General features: G+C 62.5%; 18 protein-coding genes. 13 read left to right on the plus strand and 5 right to left on the minus strand.

Features of this window, described 5'->3' with window-relative positions:
* The first annotated feature begins 371 nt into the window (after window positions 1-371).
* From metK to HSDC_RS16165, 4 genes are all read left to right on the plus strand, one after another.
* Window positions 372-1,592 (plus strand): methionine adenosyltransferase, encoded by a 1,221-nt coding sequence (gene metK / locus HSDC_RS16150; protein ID WP_064700989.1) that lies wholly within the window; start codon window positions 372-374, stop codon window positions 1,590-1,592.
* A 144-nt stretch (window positions 1,593-1,736) separates the two neighbouring features.
* Window positions 1,737-3,422, plus strand: a complete 1,686-nt coding sequence (gene ligB, locus HSDC_RS16155) for an NAD-dependent DNA ligase LigB (RefSeq protein ID WP_064700990.1) — start codon at window positions 1,737-1,739, stop codon at window positions 3,420-3,422.
* A 76-nt stretch (window positions 3,423-3,498) separates the two neighbouring features.
* Window positions 3,499-4,908: an adenosylhomocysteinase gene (ahcY, locus tag HSDC_RS16160; protein ID WP_064700991.1), complete on the plus strand. Its 1,410-nt coding sequence runs from the start codon at window positions 3,499-3,501 to the stop codon at window positions 4,906-4,908.
* Window positions 4,909-5,091: 183 nt separating this feature from the next.
* Window positions 5,092-5,919, plus strand: a complete 828-nt coding sequence (locus HSDC_RS16165) for a UDP-2,3-diacylglucosamine diphosphatase (RefSeq protein WP_082920081.1) — start codon at window positions 5,092-5,094, stop codon at window positions 5,917-5,919.
* Between the two features lie 3 nt (window positions 5,920-5,922).
* On the opposite strand, the gene HSDC_RS16170 is transcribed toward HSDC_RS16165, so the two are convergent.
* On the minus strand, window positions 5,923-6,855 hold the full coding sequence (locus HSDC_RS16170; RefSeq protein WP_064700992.1) for an AEC family transporter: 933 nt from the start codon (window positions 6,853-6,855) through the stop codon (window positions 5,923-5,925).
* 219 nt (window positions 6,856-7,074) lie between these two features.
* On the opposite strand from HSDC_RS16170, the gene metF reads away from it, so the two are divergent.
* A complete protein-coding gene (gene metF, locus HSDC_RS16175) occupies window positions 7,075-7,917 on the plus strand; it encodes a methylenetetrahydrofolate reductase [NAD(P)H] (protein ID WP_064700993.1) in 843 nt (280 codons plus the stop codon).
* Between the two features lie 103 nt (window positions 7,918-8,020).
* Here the strand turns inward: metF and HSDC_RS16180 are convergent, their stop codons facing one another.
* The gene (locus HSDC_RS16180) at window positions 8,021-10,204 is read right to left on the minus strand and encodes a TRAP transporter permease (protein WP_064700994.1); all 2,184 of its coding nucleotides are present in this window, start codon (window positions 10,202-10,204) and stop codon (window positions 8,021-8,023) included.
* 87 nt (window positions 10,205-10,291) lie between these two features.
* Window positions 10,292-11,269, minus strand: coding sequence for a TAXI family TRAP transporter solute-binding subunit (locus HSDC_RS16185; RefSeq protein ID WP_064700995.1), 978 nt, complete (start codon window positions 11,267-11,269; stop codon window positions 10,292-10,294).
* A 671-nt stretch (window positions 11,270-11,940) separates the two neighbouring features.
* Between HSDC_RS16185 and HSDC_RS16190 the strand changes: the two genes are divergently transcribed.
* The 5 genes from HSDC_RS16190 to HSDC_RS16210 are packed head-to-tail and all read left to right on the plus strand — an operon-like array spanning window position 11,941 to window position 16,874.
* Complete coding sequence (locus HSDC_RS16190) at window positions 11,941-12,807, plus strand: sugar phosphate isomerase/epimerase family protein (RefSeq protein ID WP_137055372.1); 867 nt, start codon at window positions 11,941-11,943, stop codon at window positions 12,805-12,807.
* 56 nt (window positions 12,808-12,863) lie between these two features.
* On the plus strand, window positions 12,864-13,763 hold the full coding sequence (locus HSDC_RS16195) for a hydroxypyruvate isomerase family protein (protein WP_137055370.1): 900 nt from the start codon (window positions 12,864-12,866) through the stop codon (window positions 13,761-13,763).
* A 36-nt stretch (window positions 13,764-13,799) separates the two neighbouring features.
* The gene (locus HSDC_RS16200) at window positions 13,800-15,485 is read left to right on the plus strand and encodes a GMC oxidoreductase (RefSeq protein WP_064700998.1); all 1,686 of its coding nucleotides are present in this window, start codon (window positions 13,800-13,802) and stop codon (window positions 15,483-15,485) included.
* Window positions 15,485-16,039, plus strand: coding sequence for a gluconate 2-dehydrogenase subunit 3 family protein (locus HSDC_RS16205; protein ID WP_064700999.1), 555 nt, complete (start codon window positions 15,485-15,487; stop codon window positions 16,037-16,039). The genes HSDC_RS16200 and HSDC_RS16205 overlap by 1 nt, the downstream gene beginning before the upstream one ends.
* Before the next feature lie 49 nt (window positions 16,040-16,088).
* Window positions 16,089-16,874, plus strand: a complete 786-nt coding sequence (locus HSDC_RS16210) for a 3-keto-disaccharide hydrolase (RefSeq protein WP_064701000.1) — start codon at window positions 16,089-16,091, stop codon at window positions 16,872-16,874.
* Window positions 16,875-16,899: 25 nt separating this feature from the next.
* Here HSDC_RS16210 and HSDC_RS16215 read toward each other — a convergent pair whose 3' ends face one another.
* Both HSDC_RS16215 and prlC read right to left on the minus strand, forming a co-directional pair.
* Entirely contained in the window at window positions 16,900-17,154 is a 255-nt protein-coding gene (locus HSDC_RS16215; protein ID WP_064701001.1) for a YheV family putative zinc ribbon protein, read from the minus strand.
* Between the two features lie 64 nt (window positions 17,155-17,218).
* Entirely contained in the window at window positions 17,219-19,267 is a 2,049-nt protein-coding gene (gene prlC, locus HSDC_RS16220) for an oligopeptidase A (protein WP_064701002.1), read from the minus strand.
* Window positions 19,268-19,373: 106 nt separating this feature from the next.
* Between prlC and HSDC_RS16225 the strand changes: the two genes are divergently transcribed.
* The 3 genes from HSDC_RS16225 (at window position 19,374) to HSDC_RS16235 (ending at window position 22,103) form a co-directional block, all read left to right on the plus strand.
* Entirely contained in the window at window positions 19,374-20,714 is a 1,341-nt protein-coding gene (locus HSDC_RS16225) for a sodium-dependent transporter (RefSeq protein ID WP_064701003.1), read from the plus strand.
* Between the two features lie 16 nt (window positions 20,715-20,730).
* On the plus strand, window positions 20,731-21,282 hold the full coding sequence (locus tag HSDC_RS16230; RefSeq protein ID WP_064701004.1) for a gamma carbonic anhydrase family protein: 552 nt from the start codon (window positions 20,731-20,733) through the stop codon (window positions 21,280-21,282).
* A gap of 152 nt (window positions 21,283-21,434) precedes the next feature.
* The gene (locus HSDC_RS16235) at window positions 21,435-22,103 is read left to right on the plus strand and encodes a metal-dependent hydrolase (RefSeq protein ID WP_064701005.1); all 669 of its coding nucleotides are present in this window, start codon (window positions 21,435-21,437) and stop codon (window positions 22,101-22,103) included.
* Window positions 22,104-22,158 lie beyond the last annotated feature (55 nt).

Consider the following 22,158-nt stretch of genomic DNA (forward strand, 5'->3'; position numbering starts at 1 on the left):
ATGGCATTGGCCAGTTCGAAACGGGATGGCATTGGGGTTGCTCCTCGCCTGCGGCGGTAGTCTGCGAACACCGTCCGGCCGGGGAGGGGCCGGGCGTGTATCTGGCTGGGTGCGCCGCAAGACGCGGGCGGCGCGGCCGAATTCGGTCGCTTATTGTCGCCGAGATGCGACCTGCCTTCAAATGCAGGGCGGCACTGTGCCGTCAGCTGGCTCGGTGTCGCTAGGAAGGCGGGCGGTGAGCGTGTAGAATTCGCAGCCAATCGGTCTGCCCGGGCCATGGCGCGAGCGTCGCCGCCCGCGGCCTGCGTCACCGTCTGTCCCGGCGGCGTGCCCTGCCGCCGTTATCCCACCAGCAGAGGGTCGAGGACGCCATGAGCGAATACTCCCTTTTCACCTCCGAGTCCGTGTCCGAAGGGCATCCGGACAAGATCGCCGACCAGATTTCCGATGCGGTGCTCGATGCCATCATTGCCCGCGACAAGAATGCGCGGGTGGCATGCGAGACCATGGTCAAGACCGGTGTGGCGATCGTTGCCGGCGAAATCACGACCTCCGCCTGGGTCGATCTGGAAGACCTGGTGCGTCGGGTCATTCTGGATATCGGCTATACCTCCTCGGATGTGGGCTTCGACGGTGAGACCTGCGGGGTGCTCAACCTGATCGGCAAGCAGAGCGTGGATATCGCCCAAGGGGTCGACCGGGCCAAGCCCGAGGACCAGGGGGCCGGCGACCAGGGCTTGATGTTCGGTTACGCCACCAACGAGACCGACTCCTACATGCCGGCGCCGATCCACTACGCGCATCGCCTGGTGGAGCGCCAGTCGGAGCTGCGCCGTCAGGGCCTGCTGCCCTGGCTGCGACCCGACGCCAAGAGCCAGCTGACCTTCCGTTACGATGAGCACGGCAAGCCCTGCGCCGTCGATGCCGTGGTGCTGTCCACCCAGCATGACCCGGACATCGACCAGGAACAGCTGCGCAAGATGGTACGCCGCGAGATCATCGAGCAGGTGATCCCCGACGAGTGGCTGACCGAGACCACCCGGTACCACATCAACCCGACCGGCAAGTTCGTCATCGGCGGCCCGGTGGGCGACTGTGGCCTGACCGGGCGCAAGATCATCGTCGACACTTACGGCGGCATGGCGCGCCACGGCGGCGGTGCCTTCTCCGGCAAGGATCCCTCCAAGGTCGATCGCAGCGCTGCCTATGCCGGCCGCTACGTGGCCAAGAACCTGGTGGCCGCCGGGTTGGCCGAGCGTTGCGAAATCCAGGTGTCCTACGCCATCGGCGTGGCCGAGCCGACCTCGGTGTCGGTCAATACCTTCGGCACCGGCCGCATCAGCGACGAACGCATCGTCGAGCTGGTGCGCGAGCATTTCGATCTGCGCCCCAACGCCATCACCCGCATGCTCGATCTGCAGCACCCGATGTATCAGCTGACGGCGGCGTATGGCCATTTCGGCCGCGAGCCGTTCGAGCACAGCTACACCTGGACCGATACCCAGGGCGAAGAGCATGTCGAGACCTTCACGGCCTTCCCCTGGGAGAAGACCGACCGGGCCGATGCCCTGCGGGCCGCCGCCGGTCTTTGAGCCGACACGAGGCGTACACCGAGCGCCATTCCCCATGGCGCTTGTCGTTGATTTCGCACAACGTGCCGCCGCTTTTTCCAGTGGCGGCGTTCGTGCCTCCTTGCTAGGGTCGAAGCAGGATCGCAGGGCCTGGAGGTGCATGCCATGCTTCGACTCGTCGTTCTGGCGTTGTGGTCGATCTGGCCATCGACCCTTCTCGCCGCCTGCCCGGATTGGTCGGAAGGGCGCGCAGAACGGGAAATCATAGCGCTACACGATCGACTTGCCGCCTGGAACCGAGCATATCGGCGGGACGGCAGTTCGCCGGTCGATGACGACATCTACGATCAGGCCCAGGCGCGCCTCGATGCCTGGCGTGATTGCTTCCCCGGTATTTCCGTCGCGTCTTCGCCATCGCCGGCTCACGCTTCCGGCGAGCTGCCCCATCCTGTCCCCCAGGCGGGACTTGACAAGCTGGACGATGCCGTCGAGGCGGGCGCCTGGCTGGCCAGGCGAGAGGATGTCTGGTTGCAGCCCAAGGTGGATGGGGTGGCGGTCACCCTGGTATACGAGCGTGGGCGGTTGCACCGTGCCATCAGCCGCGGAGACGGGCGGACGGGACAGGACTGGACGGCTAGCGTACGGCGCATTCCCGAGGTGCCGACGCAGTTGCCGACGCAGCAGCGGATCGTGGTCCTGGGGGAGCTCTATCGTCGACTCGACGACCATGTTCAGGCCGAGCGGGGCACTGCCGGTGCACGCAGTGAAGTGGCCGGCTGGCTGGCCCGTGAAACGCTCGGCGATGCCGAGGCTCGGCGTATTGGTCTGTTCGTCTGGGATTGGCCCGATGGCCCGGCGGCGTTGCCGGAGCGTCTTGCACGGCTGGCAGAGCTGGGATTCCCCGACTCGAGTGACTGGACCTTGCCGGTCGAGTCGCTGCAGAACGTCCTGAACCAGCGTGACACCTGGTATCGCTCGCCATTGCCCTTCGCCACCGATGGCGTAGTGCTCAAGCAGGGGCGGCGGCCTGGCGGAGAGGCGCGGTCCGAGGAACCGCCGGACTGGGCGGCGGCCTGGAAATACCCGCCACGTTCGGCGCTGGCGCGAGTGCGGGGCGTCGAGTTCCGCGTCGGCCGTACGGGGCGCATCACTCCCTTGTTGCACCTTGTGCCGGTGAGTCTGGCGGGGCGCACGATTCGCCGAGTGACCGTGGGCTCGCTCGGTCGCTGGCAAACCCTGGACATTCGCCCCGGCGATGCCGTGACCATCAGCCTGGCCGGACAGACGATCCCGCGCTTGGATAGCGTTGCCTGGCGGGCCGTCTCGCGCCCCGAGGTGGAGCCGCCACCGACCTCCGATTACCACGCCCTGAGCTGTTGGCATCCATCGCCGGGTTGCGAGGACCAATTCCTCGAGCGCCTGGCGTGGCTGGGAGGGCCGGAGGCTCTGGACCTGTCTGGCATAGGAGTCGGTACCTGGCGCTCGCTGGTCGAGGCGGGCCTGGTGACTGACCTGCTCGACTGGATGTCGCTTTCCGCCGAAGCGCTGGATTCGGCTTCGGGTATCGGTGAGGTACGGAGTCGACAACTGATGGAGGCGTTCGCGACGGCTCGACAGCGTCCCTTCGAGGCCTGGCTGGAGGCATTGGGTGCGCCCCCGGGGGCGCTGACCGGTGAGGAAGCGGAGTGGTCGACGCTGGTCTCGCGGGATCTGGCGCAGTGGCAATCCTTGCCCGAGGTAGGTGAGACACGGGCGGAAGCCCTGCACGACTTCTTTACCGATCCCGAGGTTCGAGGCCTGGCCGAACGCCTGGGCGAGGAAGGGGTTGCCGGGTTCCAGGCATCTCGCTAGGGCATATCGGCTTGTCCGCCTTTCGCGCGGCTGCCTATAGTGAAGGTCACGTTTTTCCCAGGGAAAGAGGTGATGCATGAACCAGCCTGCCGTATCCGCCGCCACCCATGTGGACTACAAGGTCGCCGACATCGCATTGGCCGATTGGGGCCGCCGCGAGATCCGCATCGCCGAGACCGAGATGCCCGCTCTGATGGCAATTCGCGAGCGTTATCGTGACAGCCAGCCGCTGGCCGGTGCGCGTATCGCGGGGTGTATTCACATGACCATCCAGACCGCGGTGCTGATCGAGACGCTGATCGACCTCGGCGCCTCGGTGCGCTGGTCGTCATGCAACATCTTCTCGACGCAGGATCATGCCGCCGCCGCCATCGCCGCTGCCGGCATTCCGGTCTTCGCCTGGAAGGGTGAAACCGAGGAAGAGTTCTGGTGGTGCATCGAGCAGACGGTGGAAGGCCCCGATAGCTGGAAGCCCAATCTGGTGCTGGACGATGGGGGCGATCTGACCGCCCTACTGCATGACAAGCGCCCCGAGCTGCTCGATGCCATCCATGGCATCAGCGAGGAAACCACCACCGGGGTGCACCGCCTGCTCGACATGTGGCGGGAGGGCTCGCTCAAGGTACCGGCCATCAACGTCAATGATGCCGTGACCAAGTCCAAGAACGACAACAAGTATGGTTGCCGTCATTCCCTCAACGATGCGATCAAGCGTGGCGTGGACCACTTGCTGGCCGGCAAGCAGGCCCTGGTGATGGGCTACGGCGATGTCGGCAAGGGGTCGGCAGCCTCGTTGCGGCAGGAAGGCATGATCGTCAAGATCGCCGAGATCGATCCGCTGTGTGCCATGCAGGCCTGCATGGACGGCTTCGAGGTGGTGTCGCCCTATCGGAACGGTATCAATCAGGGCATGGAGAGCGTCGATCGAGACCTGTTGCAGAAGATCGACCTGGTGGTGACCGCCACCGGCAATATCGATGCCTGCGACGCGCCGATGCTGCGTGCGCTCAAGGCCGGGGCCGTGGTCTGCAACATCGGCCACTTCGACAGCGAGATCGATACCGCCTACATGCGTCGCCAGTGGCACTGGGAAGAGGTCAAGCCCCAGGTGCACAAGGTGTATCGGGACAGCGATCCAGGCGAATACGATCCGCGGAGCCGCGATTACCTGATCCTGCTCTCCGAAGGGCGTCTGGTGAACCTGGGCAATGCCACCGGTCATCCCTCCCGCGTGATGGACGGCTCCTTTGCCAACCAGGTGCTGGCCCAGATACATCTGTTCGAGGCGGGCTTTGCCGCGCTGTCCGAGGACGACAAGCGCGGGGCGCTGGGTGTCCGGGTGTTGCCGCGTCATCTGGACGAGGAGGTGGCGCGTTACATGGTCGAAGGCTTCGGTGGCGTGATCACGCACATGACGCCTGCCCAGGCCGAATACACCGGCGTACCGGTCGAAGGGCCCTACAAGCCCGATAGTTATCGGTACTGAACAACCCGGCTTCGCCGGGAGCATGAAGTCGTAAGCTTGAAGCTGGAAGAAAAAACCTTGCCCCCATGCTGTCGGGGGGCGTGCTGTCTTCCAGCTTTTAACGAAACAATATCGTCATCTGGCCGCCATGGCATGGTCATGGCGGCGGGTCAGCCTGTAGGGGCATCGTCAGGAGGATGCCCCATGTCGAATCCCATGTCCGTGCGAACCCTGTTCGTCTCCGACGTCCACCTGGGAACCCGCGACTGTCAGGCGGAGCTCTTGGCCCGTCTGTTGCGTCGCGTGCGTCCCGAGCGCCTCTATCTGGTCGGTGACATCGTTGATCTGATCGCCATGCGCAAGCGCGCGGTACTCCCGCCGGCGCAGCAGCGGCTGGTGGCGCGCCTGTTGCGTCTGGCACGCAGCGGCTGCGAGATCATTTACATTCCCGGCAACCACGATGCCGCTTTCCGGCGGCTGTGTGGCCTGCGCGTCCATCGTGTACGCATCGAGCACCGCATGGTGCATGCCACCGCTGATGGCCGGCGCTTGCTGATCAGCCATGGCGATGAGTTCGATACCCATGTGCGCATGGCACCCTGGATGATGGCTCTCGGGGATGGCATGCATCAGTTCGTGCTGGCACTCAATCGCTGGTGCAATCGTGGGCGTCGACTATTGGGCATGCCATATTGGTCGCTGGCGTCCGCGCTCAAGCGTCGCAGCGGTGCCGCTCGACGCTATGTGGCCCAGTTCGAGCAGGCCGCGTTGCACCAGGCCTCTCGTGAAGGGCTGGATGGCTATGTGGGAGGGCATATCCACAAGGCCGGCTTCCGTGCCCGGGATGGCGTGCTCTATTGCAACGATGGCGATTGGGTGGAGCACTGCACGGCGCTGATGGAAACGCCCAATGGCCGCTTGCAGCTGATCGACTGGCGCGGTGAGGTGATCGCGGTGGAGCCACCAGTCACCGCCCCTGTTCCCCGGGAAGGCTGGGCAGGCCCCGTCGAGGCCGCCACTCGTACGCCGTGACCCTCAGCCGCCGACCAGTGGCGCCATCCATCCAAGGTACAGCGGTATCAGCAGCGGCGCGGCCAGGGTGGTGATCAGCACTGCCAGGGCCCCCTTCTCCGGGGCGATGCCGAGTTCCATGGCCACCACCACTACATTGGCGGCCATGGGGACCACACCGACCAGCAGCAGCGCCATGGCAAGTTCTGTCGATATCCCGACCGTGGCCTGCATGCCGAGCACGACCCCAAGCGCCAGAAGGGGCCACAGCAGGTAACGAACCGCCACGCAGGCGCCAATGAAGCGCCAGTCGAACTGCCGAAGCGTCACCCGGCCGAGCGTCATGCCGATGATCATCATGCCCAGCAGGGTATAGGTCGGCGGAAAGACCTCGAGCCCTTCCATGACGGCATCAGGCACGCCGATGTCCAGTCCCTCGACGAGCAGTGCCGCGAGAAAGGCGTAGATCAAGGGCAGGCGGACGATCTTGAACAGGCTCTGTCGGGCCGAGAAGCGTCCTCGGGCACTCAGGTAGAATCCCACGGTGAATTCGTAGAGCGTCACGCCCAGTACCGCGAAGAGATACAGCGTCACGCCTGTCGGGGGCAGCAGCACCAGAGCAACCGGCAGGCCGAAGTAGCCGGTGTTGCCGGTACCGGCGGAGAAGGCCAGGACAGCGCTCTCCTCGGCGGGAAGTGAGTGGCGCGCCAGGCGGTTGATCACCAGGGCGATCAGGCTGGCGCAGAGAAAGAGTGCGCCGGTCACCAGCAGGTAGGCGGGAGTGGGGCCGCCGAGCACCAGGCCTCGGAAGAAGGTCAGAGGCGCGATCAGATAGATCAGCAGGGTGGCGATGGGGCGCGGATCGACGGACAGGCGGCGCGAGGCGAGCCAGCCGAGTCCGACGAAGGCCAGAAGCGTCCATAGCGGACCCATCAGCGTGCCGGGCTCCAGGGTCATGGTATCTCCATCCTTGAGTCGAAGCGGAGGGTTATCATGCCTGGGCGGAAGAACGCTGTCAGTGGCAGAGAGGCTCATCGACTCTCTTAGATCTTCAGGTTATCGTTGAGCCGATGGTTATATGAATGATATTGATGGCGCCCGGCGAAACTTTCATTGGTCCCGATGTCCGGGAATCGTCACAATGGCGGCGCCACCGATGCAAATGAGGAATCACCGATGAGCGCGCCACAATCCCCGTTGGATATCAGCTTCGAATTCTTTCCGCCCAATACCGATGCCGGGCGCGATAAGCTGATGCGTGCCCGGGATGCCCTGGCCTCACGGGAGCCGCGCTTCTTTTCTGTGACTTATGGTGCCGGTGGTTCTACCCAGCATCGTACCCTGGATGCCGTCAAGGCAGTGCGCGAGTGCGGTATCGACACGGCGCCCCATCTGTCGTGCGTGGGTAGCGAGAAGGCGCAGTTGCGCGATCTGCTCACGCGCTTCCGGGAGGATGGTGTCAAACGGCTGGTGGCCTTGCGTGGTGATCTGCCATCCGGCATGGGCGGAGTCGGTGAGCTGCGTTATGCCAACGAGCTGGTCGAATTCATCCGCGAGGAGACCGGGGAGCATTTCGAGATTGCCGTGGCGGCCTATCCGGAGTCTCATCCACAGGCGCCCAGCTTCGAACGGGATGTGGAAAACTTTGCTCGCAAGATGCAGGCCGGGGCCGATCTCGCCATCACCCAGTATTTCTTCACTGCCGAAGCATATTTCCATTTTGTCGATCGCGCCCGTGCCCTGGGCGTCGAAGCGCCGATCGTGCCGGGCATCATGCCGATCACCAACTACACCAAGCTGGCGCGTTTCTCCGATGCCTGTGGTGCCGAGATCCCGCGCTGGATTCGCAAGCAGCTCGAAGCCTACGGCGATGACAGCGAGGCCATTGCCGCCTTCGGCGAGGACGTGATTTCGGGCCTGTGCCAGCGCCTGCTCGACGGCGGCGCCCCGGGGCTGCACTTCTATACGCTCAACCAGGCCGAGCCGACCTTGAAGGTGCTGGACAACCTGCGTACTTGAGTCGCACAGCCTGCGATCAGGGCTTTGCCCGTCTCGGTCGAAAAATGACAGGGCCCCGCCGAATGATTCGGCGGGGCCCCTTTGCGTTGATGGGCGGGAAGTCTCAGCCGGAGGCCACCGAGCGGGTGCCGCCATCGTGGCGGCCACGCTGCAGCAGGAAGAGTGCAATCCCGATGGCCAGGCCGGCCACGTCGGTGATCAGGCCGCCATAGATCATGCACAGCGCGCCGATCAGCATGACGATACGCTGCCAGGCCTTCACCGGACCGAAGAACCAGGCTTGTACGGTGGCCGACAGCAGCACGATCCCCAGAGTGGCGGTGACACCGACCCGCAGGATCTGCATCCAGGAACCCTCCATCAGCATTGCCGGGCTGTAGAAGAACATGAAGGGCACGATGAACGCGGCCAGGCCGATCTTGAACGAAGCCACCGAAGTGCCCATGGCGCGGTCGCCGGAGATGCCCGCCGCCGCATAGGAGGCAAGCGCCACCGGCGGGGTGATCGCCGAGACCACGGCGAAGTAGAACACGAAGAAGTGGGCTACCAGCGGCTGGATGCCGATCTCGATCAGGCCTGGCGCCACCACCGAGGCGGCCACTGCATAGGCCGCCGTGGTCGGCATGCCCATGCCCAGCAGGATCGAGATGCACATGGCGAAGAACAGCGCCAGTAGTTGACTGACGCCGGCCAGGCCCAGCAGCAGCGAGGAGAAGCGGGCACCGACGCCGGTCAGGGCGATCACGCCGACGATCAGACCGGCGCAGGCGCACACGGCAATGATCTGGATCGACATGCTGCCGGCCAGTTGCAGTGCCTGGAGAATGGCGCGGATGCCCATCTTGTTCGGGGACAGCCAGCTCACCACGGCGGCAGAGGCGGTGGCCAGGGTGCCGGCACGAATCACCGAGTAGCCCATGAACAGGGCGGCGATCAGGATGATGATCGGTGCGAACAGATAGACTTGCTTGACCAGGCGACGGAATTTCGGAATTTCGTCGCTGCGCATGCCGCGCATGCCCTTGCGAGCCGCCTCGAAATCCACCATGCAGTAGATCGAGAGAAAATAGAGGATGGCCGGAATCAGCGCCGCCACGGCGATCTCGGTATAGGGGATGCCGGTGACCTCGGCCATGATGAAGGCCCCGGCGCCCATGATCGGCGGCATGATCTGCCCGCCGGTGGAGGCCGCGGCCTCGATGGCGCCGGCACTGCGCGCCGGATAACCGACTTTTTTCATCAGCGGAATGGTCAGCGAGCCGGTGGATACCACATTGCCGGCCGAGGTGCCGTTGATCATGCCCATCAGGCCTGAGGCGAAGATCGATACCTTGGCCGGGCCACCGCGTGCCCGGCCTGCCGCGGCGAAGGCGAAGTTGACGAAATAGTCACCGACCTTGGAAGCCTGCAGGAAGGCGGCGAAGATGATGAACAGGATGATGTAGGTCGAGGACACCGCCGTGGTTGGTCCGAGGATACCCGCGTCGGTGTAGACCTGACTGAAGAAGCGGCCGATCGAGAGGCCCGGATAACCGAGAAACCCCGGCAAGTGAGGGCCGGCAAAGACATAGCCCAGGAAGATCGCCGAGATGATCACCAGCGCCAGACCGGCGACACGCCGGGTCAGCTCAAGGATCAGCAGCGAACCGGCGATGGCCGCATAGGATATGCCCATGGGCGCGAAGGAGGTGCCGGTGGAGGCCCGCAGCGGACTATTGAACATTACCAGCAGGTAGCCGGCCACGGCCATGGCACAGATCATCAGCACGAGGTCCGCCGGCGAGAGGCGATGCTGGACCTGGCGATAGCCCCAGGACAGCAGAATGCCGGCCACGGTGGCCAGGATCAGCGGGTAACCGAAATGCCAGGCCTCGATCTCGGGGGCGATGCGCATGGCGCCGGCGCTCATTTCCTGCTGCATCAGTACCACGCGTACTAGGGCATAGAGCGCGGGAACCAGCAGAGCATAGCTGAGCCAGCGCATCCAGGTAGCGGAACGTTGACTGTCATCGTCGGCGAACCGGGTACCGGCATAGAAACCGAAACCGAGGATCAGGGCGCCGGCGATGTGCAGGATGCGAAACGACCAGGTCTCGAGCGGGTAGACATTGAGCGAGACCAGGTGAAAGAGAGAGTAGGCGATGGCAAGGATGCCAAAGAGCAGCCATTGCCAGCCGCTGTAGAGGCGACGATTGGGCTCTGCGGCGACCTCATCGACGCCCTCGGCATTGACGGGCTGAACGTTGTCGGTGGCGGCCTCGTCACGGGGTTCGGGAGTATGCGACATGAAAACACCCTTGGGTGTGGAACGGAGGAGCAGACGGGCAGCCCCGCACCGGCTTGGCCGGCACGGGGCAAGGGGTCGAGAAGACGCTTACAGTTTCAGGTCTTCGGGAATCTCGTAGCCATTCTCCTCGTACCAGCGCACCGCACCCGGGTGGAAAGGCAGCACGGTGTTGTACTTGAGGTTTTCCGGCACGCTGAATTCGGCGCTGCGGTGGATGTCGCGCATCTTGTCGTTGTTTTCCATGCTCAGCTTGGTGACCTCGTAGACGAAGTCTTCGGGCAGGTCACAGCCGGCGATGGTGAAGTTCCACATGGAGACAGCGCGAGCATCTTCCTCGAGGGTCTCGTAGGTGCTGGCCGGGATCTCGAAGGCGGAAACCGGGAACTCCTCCATCACCTTGGCCTGCTCCTCCTCGGTGAACTCGATGATGTTCACGTCGGTCTGGACCTCGAGCTGACTGACGGCAGGAATCGGAATGCCGGCGGCAAAGGCGATGACGTCGATAAGGCCATCCTGCAGTTGGCCGCCCAGGTCGTTCCAGCCACCGTTGCGGCGATCGAACTCGACGCCCAGGGTCTCGAGCATGGCCGGGAAGTAGGTATCGGAGGTGGAAGCCGCCGGACCAAAGCCAATGCTGGCGCCATCGGGGATGTCGGAAATCGACTCGATGCCGCTGTCGGCCAGGGCGGTGATGGAGAACGGGGTCTCGTACATGGGAAAGAGGGCACAGACGTTGTCCATCGGCACGCCCGGCGCCAGGGAGCTTTCGCCGGCCACCGCGTCGGCGGCTGGCCCCATGGTGGTCAGGCCGAATGCCACGTCTCCGCCATGAACCAGGGCGAGGTTCTGGTTGGGGCCGCCGGTGACTTCGCCACCGCCGGACAGGCCGAGTTCGTCGGCGATCAGGTTGGCCCAGCCGGAACCGTAGACAAAATAGGTGCCGCCCTGGCTGGCGGTGCCGACGGTGAAGTTTTCTGGCCAGTCAGCGCGATCGGCCTGGGCCGTGCCGGCGATCAGCATGGCGCTGGTCAGCGTGCCGGTAATCAGGCGAGTCTTGAGGGTCATGGCGTGTCTCCCTTGCATTCTGGTTGTGGGATGCCGATCCCGTACAGGATCGGTCTGGGGTACGCTCCCAATTTATAGCAAGGAATGCTCCATTTTATAAAAATGGATTTTTATTCAGAGAGTTATATTTTTGCATTACGACCAAGGTCGAAGTGACTGATCGTCGTTCGGGGCGAAATGCCACACACTCTGGTTGCCTGTGTGTGCGAGATATCGCACAGGCACCTTCGTTCTTGTCTCCGTCACTCTGAGAAAATCGCTTGAGCTGTCCATGCATTGCCGAGGGGCTCAAAGGCCCCGGGTGATGATTCTCGAGACAGTTCTCGGGTATCGGGTAGTGAGGATGGTCGCCTAGTAGCTAAAGCAAGCGAATCATGTCCAATAGACTAAGGTTTTATCGACCAAAGTTTTACTTATTTTCCACTCTTCATGCTGTCGTCTTTAGTCGGCATGGTTGAGGGGTTCAGACAAGATATAGAGAGATATCGATACTTATCGTAACAGGTGTTGTCGATACATCTCTTGCGGATCTAAGGTAAATTGCCTATAGGTATGTAACCGGTTACATACCGAGTGTCTTCATTCCGCAATCAGGTGAATCATGGCCACCCTCAGGTCGGCATGAATGACAGCGGCCCGTGACAATAAGCAAGAAGGGGAGCACCGCAAAAATGGCAAGAAACAGTTACCGCATCACATCAAGGATGACGCGCCTTCTCACCATGACCTCCATGTTCATGATGGGGGCTTTCGTCACGACACCTGCTGTCGCAGCGGAAGACAGTCTCACTCCTCCCATCGCCGTACAGATGTATACGATGAGAGATTATGGCACCACGGAAGAACAGTTTGCCGCCGTCAATCGGGCTGGCATCAAGGCGATAGAAACCGTAGGGGATCATGGCGTTTCAGCGGAACGCATGAATGAGCTCCTGGACACGTACGATCTCGATATCATCGCCGCGCATGTTGGCCTTGATGATCTGCGCAGTGATAGCAGCGAGATCGTCGATTTCAACAAGTTCGTTGGCAACGACACCATTGTCATACCCTATCTGGAGGAGGACGCTCGCCCGGACAATGCCGAGGGCTGGAAACGGTTGGGGGAGGAGCTTGGAGGGATGGTAGACGAGCTTGAACAAGAAGGGATGACGCTCGCCTATCATAACCATGATTTCGAAATGCAGAAGTATGGTGAAAAGACGGCGCTTGAGCTTCTGTTCAATGCTGCAGGACCTGGCCTGATGAGCGAGATCGATCTTGCCTGGGTCGAGCGGGCCGGTCTCGATCCTGCCGAGTATGTCACTCACTTCGATGGACGCCTGTTTGCCGTACATGCCAAGGATAATGCGCCTGAAGGGGTGGCAGAAGACGAAGGAGGATTTACCTCGCTGGGTGAAGGCGTGCTGGACTGGAAAGCCATACTTCCCGCCGTCAAGCAGGCTGGTGCCGAGTGGTACATCATCGAGCATGACCACCCTCTCGATCCTGAAGAGGTCATCACGGATGGCAACCGCTTTCTGAAGGAAAACCTCTGACCGAAAGAAATGGTGAGAGGTTTTCCATGATGATGGCTCGATGGTAGCGAATGAATATGGCGACACACCTTATCAGCAGGCGCGGCCTGTTGCGCAATGCCGCGACCGGCTCTCTTGGCGTAATGGCGCTGGGTTCGCTTGGCCCTGTCGCCCTTGCGGACAAGAAGCCCCGGGACTCGGCGCTAAAGGGTAATGTCCATCACTCCGTAGCACGCTGGACATTCGATTTTCTCTCCCTGGAGGAGCTTTGCCAGCTTGTCAGGCAGATCGGGTTTTCCGCCATTGATCTGGTGGGGCCGGATCAATGGCACATTCTCAAGCGCCATGGCATCGACTCCTCCATGTGCAATGGTGCGGAGCCGAACCTGGAGGATGGGTGGGGTGACAGGAGGTTTCATCCTGCCCTGGTGGAAAGTTATCGCCGGCATATCGACTTGGTAAGCGAGGCTGGCTACAAGAACCTTATCTGCTTCAGTGGCAATGCCAGGGGCATGACGCCCGAAGAGGGACTCGCCAATGCGGAAGAGGGGCTAAAGAAAGTCCTGGGACATGCAGAGAAGAAGGGTGTCACGCTGCAGATGGAGCTCTTCAACAGCAAGATCGATCACCCTGATTACCTGTGTGACAACTCTGCCTGGGGGATAACATTGTGCAAGAGACTCGACTCCCCGAACTTCAAGCTTCTGTATGATATTTACCATATGCAGATCAGTGAGGGCGATGTCATTCGAACCATTCGCGAAAACCACCAGTATTTCGGCCACTATCATACTGCGGGTGTCCCGGGACGACATGAACTCGATAATAACCAGGAGCTTTACTATCCGGCGATCATGCGCGCCATAACGGAAACGGGATTTGAAGGTTATGTGGCGCAGGAGTTCATGCCAAGCGGGGAAAGCAATGAAGAGAAGAAGAGGTCGCTGGCGTCGGCAATAAAGACGTGTGACGTGTGACGCAGGCCTCAAGTTCAATAACAAAGGAGCGAAGCCGTGGCGGAAAATCATTATGATGCAATCGTGGTCGGTTCAGGCATCAGTGGCGGTTGGGCAGCGAAGGAGCTTACCGAGAAAGGACTGAAGGTCCTCCTGCTCGAACGTGGTCGAAACATTGAACATGTCAAAGACTACAAGAACGCGTCCAAGGAGGTCTGGGATTACCCTCACAGGGATCAGCCAACGCAGGAAATGAAGGAGAAGTTTCCGGTCCTCAAGCGTGACTATCCATTGAACGAATCCACGATGGGAATGTGGGCAGATGAGCAAGACAATCCCTATATCGAAGAAAAGCGCTTCGATTGGTTTCGTGGATATCATGTGGGTGGTCGCTCGTTGCTGTGGGGACGCCAGAGCTATCGCTGGTCCCCCATGGATTTCGAGGCCAATCTGCGCGAAGGCGTTGCCATCGACTGGCCCATTCGGTACGAGGATATGGCCCCCTGGTACGATTATGTCGAGCGCTTTGCCGGCATAGCAGGCAGCCGCCAGGGGCTGGATGTCCTGCCCGATGGCCAGTTCCTTCCGCCCATCGAGCTTAATTGCGTCGAAGAGGATGTTGCCAAGCGTATCGAGAAGGCCTTTGGCGGCACTCGACACCTCATTCACAGTCGGGTCGCCAATATCACGCAGCCAAAACCCGAACAGAACCGGGTGAACTGCCAATACCGCAACAAGTGCTGGCTGGGATGCCCCTATGGTGCGTATTTCAGCACGCAGTCATCCACGCTGCCGGTGGCCATGAACACGGGCAACCTGACCTTGCGTCCCTTTTCCATCGTGACCCAGGTGCTCTACGACAAGGACAGAAAGCGTGCGCGGGGCGTGGAGGTCATCGATGCCGAGAACAATCAGACCTACGAATACACGGCCGACGTGATCTTCCTCAACGCCTCCACGTTCAATTCCACCTGGATCCTGATGAATTCCGCCACGGATGTCTGGCCAGACGGCTTGGGCAGCAGCAGCGGCGAGCTGGGGCACAACGTGATGGATCACCACTTCCGCTGCGGTGCCAGCGGCGATGTGGAAGGTTACGAGGACAAGTACTACTTCGGACGCCGGCCGGCGGGCTTCTATATCCCGCGTTTCCGCAATGTCGGGGAGGATAGGCGCCAGTATCTGCGTGGATTCGGCTATCAGGGCTCGGCCAGTCGGCAGCGCTGGGATCGCGAGATCGCGGAACTCAACATCGGGGCAGACCTGAAGCAGACACTCAGTCAGCCCGGCGGCTGGACGATCGGCATGACCGGTTTCGGCGAAATGCTGCCCTACCACGAGAACCGTATTTCTCTCGATCGAAGTGTTACTGACAAGTGGGGATTGCCTGTTCTGGCCATGAATGTGGAGATCAAGCAGAACGAGCGGGACATGCGCAAGGACATGGTTCAGGACGCGGTCGACCTGCTGGAAGCGGCCGGCGTGAAGAATGTCCAGGGCGAGGAAGACGACTACGCGCCGGGCATGGGTATTCACGAGATGGGTACGGCGCGCATGGGGCGTGATCCGACGACTTCGGTACTCAATCGTCACAACCAGGTATGGGATGCGCCGAATGTCTTCGTGACGGACGGTGCCTGCATGACCTCGGCATCCTGCGTCAATCCATCCTTGACCTACATGGCCTTGACCGCCCGAGCGGTCGATCATGCGGTCAGCGAGCTGAAGAAGAGGAACCTGTGATGAACCGCCGTGAACTGCTGAAGTTGATCACCGTCGCGACCGGCACGGCCATGATCGGTGGCAATGCCGTGTTCGCCTATAGCGCCAGCGACAACGGGAAGGGGCGTTTCAGTGCCCGGGATACCCGGCTTCTGGATGAAGTGGCGGAAACCATCCTGCCGCGGACCGATACGCCCGGCGCCAAGGACGCCAGAGTTGGCGAGTTCATGACCGTGTTCGTCACCGATTGCTATACCCCGCAGGAGCAAGCGATCTTCCATGATGGCCTGGTGAAGCTGGATGCCCTCAGCCGTGCGGAATATGACCGCGATTTCCTGAACCTGGATGCCGGCCAGCGCGAGACACTGGTACGCCGGCTCGATGCCCAGGCCAAGACCCAGGCGGCAAGCGATGGTGATCCCCACTATTTCACCATGATCAAGCAATTGACGCTGTTCGGATTTTTCACGTCGGAAGTCGGCGCCAAGGAGGTGCTGCGCTATGTCGCGGTGCCAGGTCGTTATGATGGATGTACCCCTTACGAGCAAGGACAACCCGCCTGGGCCACGACCTGATCGTCCGGCTTCACGGCAATGACTTCACTCTCCCGAGAGGAGCGATCGCATGCTGGAACATCTACGTCCCTTCGCGCCGCGCGGCTTGATGCTGATCGCCTGCGGCAGCCTGGCTCCCATGACCGGCGTCGCGGCCGATGGTGTCGACCCGGAACTCGAGCCTTGGCAGCAAGCCGAGAAGACGGAAGTCTGGGAGCCGGTTCCTGAAACGGTGCAGGCACCAGCGGATGGGGTGCCCTCGGATGCGACCGTACTGTTCGATGGTACGAATCTCGATGCCTGGGAAGCCGAGGATGGCGGGGCGGCGCCATGGCATGTCGAGGGTCGTGCCATGACGGTGAAGCGGGGAGCCGGGGGCATTCGTACCCGGGAAGACTTCTGCGACGTGCAGCTGCATCTCGAATGGCGAACCCCCGAGGACACCGCAGGCATGGATGGCCAGGACAGAGGCAACAGTGGCGTCTTTCTGCAGGAGCGCTATGAGATCCAGGTGCTCGACTCGTACGACAACGAGACGTACCCGAATGGCCAGGCGGCATCGATCTACAAGCAGCACATTCCGCTGGTGAATGCCTCGCGGCCTCCCGGCGAGTGGCAGAGTTACGACATCATCTACACCGCGCCCCGTTTCGATGACGCGGGAGAGCTCGAGTCCCCGGCCTACGCGACGGTGTTGCACAACGGCGTGCTCGTCCAGAACCACGTGGAAATTCAGGGCACCACCGAGTGGATCGGAGCCCCCTCATATGACGAGGCGCACGGCTGCGCCCCGCTCTATCTGCAGGATCACGACGCCGCCGTCAGCTTTCGCAACATCTGGGTCCGGGAACTGTAAATATCTTCCTTGCTGTGATGGCAGGCTAGTGCTGCTGACCGGGATCGAGAATCCGCACGGTCTGCAGGTCATCGGGCTGTGACGCCTGGTCCTCGTGGGGCCGGCTGATGCGGGTCTCGAGTTCGGGCGGGGTTTCCTCCTCGATGGGAAGCTGCTCGAAGAAATCGCAGCTGACGCACTCGCGATAGCGCATGCCGTTCTGTTCCCAACTGCGGATGCGGTCCATCTCGGCGCAGCGGGGGCAGATGGCGCCGGCGATGAAGCGTTTCTGAGTGGCCATGAGGCCTCCTGGTGATGCGCGCCGAGGGTGCCCCCGGCGCATGATGAAACGGTGAAGCGACGTGTCAGGCGGCGCGGATGCCGCTGTGGCGCAGCAGCGGTTCGACGCTTGGTTCGCGCCCCCGGAAGGCACGGAACAGTTCAGCGGCGTCTCGAGAACCGCCGCGCTCGAGAATTTCGGTACGGAAACGTCGCCCGGTCTCCGGGTCGAAGATACCGGCCTCCTCGAAGGCACTCCAGGCGTCGGCGGACAGGACTTCGGCCCACTTGTAACTGTAGTAGCCCGCCGCATAGCCGCCGGCGAAGATGTGACCGAAGCCGTTCTGGAAGCGGTTGAAGTCCACGCGCGGGACGACCGAGACGCTGTTTCGTACCTCGTCGAGCAACGCCTGGATATCGGCGGCGCTGGGTGCGCTGGTTTCGAGGTGCAGGCGGAAGTCGAACAGCGAGAACTCCAGCTGGCGCACCATGCCCATGGCCGACTGGAAGTTCTTGGCGGCCAGCAGCTTGTCGAACAGTTCGTCGGGCAGTGGCTCGCCGGTTTCCACGTGGCCGGCGATCAGGTCCAGGCCCTCGCGCTCCCAACAGTAGTTTTCCATGAACTGGCTGGGCAGTTCGACCGCGTCCCAGGCCACGCCGTTGATGCCGGAGATGTCGGCGATGGTCTGACGCGTCAGCATATGATGCAGGCCATGGCCGAATTCATGGAACAGGGTGGTGACCTCGTCATGGGTCAACAGCGCCGGCGCCTCGCCCACGGGACGCGTGAAGTTGCAGGTCAGATAGGCCACCGGTAGCTGCAGCGTGCCATCTTCCTCTCGGCGGACACGGCATTCGTCCATCCAGGCGCCGCCACGCTTGCCTTCGCGAGCGTAGAGGTCGAGATAGAAGCCGGCGATCGGCTTGCCGCTTTCCATGATATGGAAGAAGCGCACATCGGGATGGTAGCGCGGTGCTTCGCTGTCTTCCTCGAAGGTCACGCCATAGAGCCTTTCGACGACCTTGAACAATCCGTTGACCACTTGAGGGGCGGGAAAGTAGGGCCGCAGTTGCTCGTCGGAAATGGCGTAACGCGCCTCGCGCAGCTTCTCGCTGGCGTAGCCCACGTCCCAGGGCGCCAACTCGGCCAGGTCCAGCCGCTCCCGGGCGAAGGCGGCCAATGCGGCGTACTCTTCGCGTGCTTGGGGCACGGCGCGTTCGGCGAGATCGTTCAAGAAGCGAATCACGCCCTGCGGGGAGTCGGCCATCTTGGTGGCCAGTGAATAGTCGGCATAGGTCGCGAAGCCCAGTAGCTCGGCCAGTTCGCGACGCAATGCGAGGATTTCTTCCATGACGGGGGCGTTGTCGAACTCACCGGCATTGGGGCCGGTCTCGGAGGCGCGGGTGACGAAGGCGGTATAGACCTCGCGGCGCAGCTCACGGTCGTCGGCGTATGTCATCACCGGCAGGAAGCTGGGGAAATCCAGGGTGATGCGATAGCCCTTCTGCCCCTTGGCCTCGGCGTTGGCCGCCAGGGTCGACAGGGCGCTTTCCGGCAGGCCGGCCAGTCGGCTGTCGTCGTCCAGCGCCAGATGCCAGGCCTGGGTGGCATCGAGCAACTGGTTGGAGAAGGTGTTGGCCAGGCTCGACAGGCGAGCCTGGATCTCGCCATAGCGCTGCTTCTTGTCGGCCGGGAGATCGACGCCGGCCAGCCGGAAGTCGCGAAGGGCGTTGTCCACGGTGCGGCGCTGAGGCTCGTCGAGCGTCGCCCAGGCCGGGCCGTCCTTGAGTGCCTGCCAGGCGCGGAACAGGCCCTCGTGCTGGCCGAGCCAAGTGCTGTAGTCGGAGAGCATGCCCAGGCTCTGCTCATAGGCCTCGCGCAGGGCCGGCGTGTTCATGGTGCCATTGAGGTGCGACACCGGCGACCAGGCGCGGGAAAGACGATCGTTGAGGGCTTCCAGGGGCGCGGCCAGGCTCTCCCAGGTGGGCGGTTCGCGCTCGGCACGGTCGACCAGTGCCTCGATGGCCTCGCGGTTCTCCGTGAGCAGGGTCTCGATGGCCGGCACCACGTGCTCGGGCTTGATCTCGGCGAAAGGGGGAAGCGAGTGGGCGTCGAGCAGTGGATTCGTGGACATGCACACCTCGGTTGATGATGGGAATGTCCGTTTAGATGCGGGCGGTCGCGGCAGGTTTCAATGTGCTAGGCTTGGCGGCTTTTCCACCTTGGCCGGAGTATAGGCGATGAAAGAGACCCTGGAGCGCTGGAGCAGTCGCCGCGCTTTCATACTGGCGGTGACCGGGGCGGCCGTCGGGCTGGGGAATATCTGGCGATTTCCCTACATCACCGGCGAGAACGGCGGAGCCGCTTTCCTGCTGCTCTACGTGGCCTTCGTGGTCCTGCTGGGGGTGCCGGTGATGATGGCCGAGATCCTGATAGGACGCGCCGGGCGCCGCAGCCCGATGCAGTCGCTCGGCCATCTGGCCGCCGAATCGGGCGCCAGTGGCCACTGGCGCTGGCTGGGGTTGTTCGGCGCCTTCACCGTGTTCTGCATCCTATCGTTCTATTCGGTGGTGTCGGGTTGGTCCATCGAGTTCCTCATCGATGCGATCAATGGCGACTTTGTCGGCCGCAGTGCCGCTGAAATCGGTGCCGGCTTCGACGCTTTCCTGGCCGATCCGGCACGCATGGCCTTCAACCATACCCTGTTTCTGGTGATGACCATGCTGGTGGTGGCAGGGGGCGTGGCCAAGGGGCTGGAGCGACTCAATAATCTCTTGATGCCGCTGCTGTATCTGCTGTTGCTGGTGCTGGCCGGACATGCGGCCACCACGAGCGGATTCGGGCCGGCGCTGTCCTGGCTGTTCAGACCGGACCTGTCGGCGGTGACGCCGATGGTACTGGTGCATGCCATGGGGCACGCCTTCTTTACCCTGGCGGTGGGTGCCTGTGCGTTGATGGCCTATGGTGCCTACATGCCGGATCACCAGAGCCTGCCGCGGGCGGCGGCGTCGGTGGCGGTGCTGGATGTGACGGTGGCGCTGTTGGCCGGTATCGCCATCTTCTCGATCGTGTTTGCCCAGGGCATGGACCCCGGCGAGGGCCCCGGGCTGATGTTCGTCACCCTGCCGGTGGCCTTTGCCGAGTTGCCCTTCGGCGCCTTCTGGCTGTCGCTGTTCTTCCTGTTGCTGCTGCTGGCGACCTGGACCTCGTCGATCAACCTCGCCGAGCCCATGGTGGCGACCCTGCAGGGCTGGGGGATCAGTCGGGGCAAGGCGGCGGCGGTGGTCGGCCTGACGGTCTGGTCGCTGGGGCTGCTGTCGGTCCTTTCCTTCTCGACCCTGGCCGATGTCGAAATCCTGTTCGGCATGAATGGCTTTGCCCTGGTCAGCACTATTCCGCCGGAGATCTTCCTGCCGATCGGAGGGCTGTTGATCGCGATTTTCGCCGGCTGGGTGATGCCCGAGCACGTTGCCCTGCGTGCTCTGGATGCCGGCCCGCTCGGGTTCCGCGTCTGGCGCTTTCTGGTGCGCTGGGTGTCGATCCCGCTGACGCTGGTAGTATTGGCGTCGGGACTAATATGACGACGGGAGGTGCATGATGAGCGAGGCGACGACCCTGCGATCCTGGCGTGGCGTCACGCCGACACTGGGAGAGCGCGTCTACATCGATCCCCAGTGCATGGTGCTGGGGGATGTCGAGTTGGGTGATGACTGCTCGGTATGGCCCATGGCGGTGATCCGTGGCGACATGCATCGTATCCGTATCGGGGCACGGACCAGCGTGCAGGACGGCAGCGTGCTGCATATCACCCATGCCAGCGATTTCAATCCCGATGGTTTTCCGTTGACCATCGGCAATGAGGTGACCATCGGCCACAAGGCGATCCTGCATGGCTGCACTCTGGGCAACCGCATCCTGGTGGGCATGGGGGCTATCGTCATGGATGGCGCGGTGGTCGACGATGAGGTGATCATCGCGGCCGGTGCCGTGGTGCCGCCCGGCAAGCACCTGGCTGGTGGCCAGGTCTATGCCGGCAACCCCGCCAAGGCACTGCGTCCGCTCAAGGACAAGGAGCGCGCCTTCTTCGCGTATACCGCCGGCAACTACGTCAATCTCAAGGATGAGTATCTGTCAGCCGCTGAGGGCTGAATCGGCAGTGAGCCTGGGGGCGCGCCATGCCTCGATGCCGGTGGCCTGCACCAGGACATGAAGGCCTGCCACGGAAACTTCGTTAACTGATTGTTCTGTATCGCGATATTGCGCGATAATGGATGTTTATCCAGTTTTCGAGGTATCCGGCCATGGCAAACTTCGGCACCCACATCAGCGTGGCGGCGGGCAGCGGTTGCGTGCTGGCGCTGGGGGGCTGGCACTTCGGTCTCTGGACGCCATGGCAGGCCGGGCCGCTGATGCTGCTGACCACGCTCGGCGGCATCCTCCCGGATATCGACTCGGATCACTCGTATTCGGTGCGCCTGGTATTCAGCTTGCTGGCCTTCATGGCCGCCGCCGCCGGAGCTTGGACCCTGCAGTCCCAGCTTGCCTTCGGCCACTGGTTGCTGGTCTGCGCGGGGATCTACATCGGGGTGCGCTATCTGCTGGCGCCGGCTTTCAAGCGTTTCTCCGTGCATCGCGGCATCTGGCATTCGTTGCTGGCGGCGATCTTCTTTGCCTGGGCAGGCAGCGCGCTGAGCTACGGCGTGCTTGGCCAGCCGCCTGAGCTGGCCTGGATCCAGGGGCTGGCATTGCTGGTGGGATGCCTCGTTCATTTGACGCTCGATGAACTCTACAGCGTCGATCTGGAAGGGGGGCGTCTCAAGCGTTCATTCGGCACGGCGCTCAAGCTCTTCGATTATGACAGGCCCCTGCGTGCCGTCGCCCTGGTACTGCTGATGCTGGCCATGTTGCCGTGGCTGCCGAGCTGGTCGAGCTTGCTAGCCGTGTGGGAGCAGTGGCTGGCGATCTGGTGAGTTGCTGACCGGCAGGCACGTCACGCCATCGTCATGGGGCGCCAGTACAGAGGTG

The organism is Halomonas caseinilytica, from assembly GCF_001662285.1.
GTDB classification, from domain to species: Bacteria; Pseudomonadota; Gammaproteobacteria; order Pseudomonadales; family Halomonadaceae; genus Halomonas; species Halomonas caseinilytica.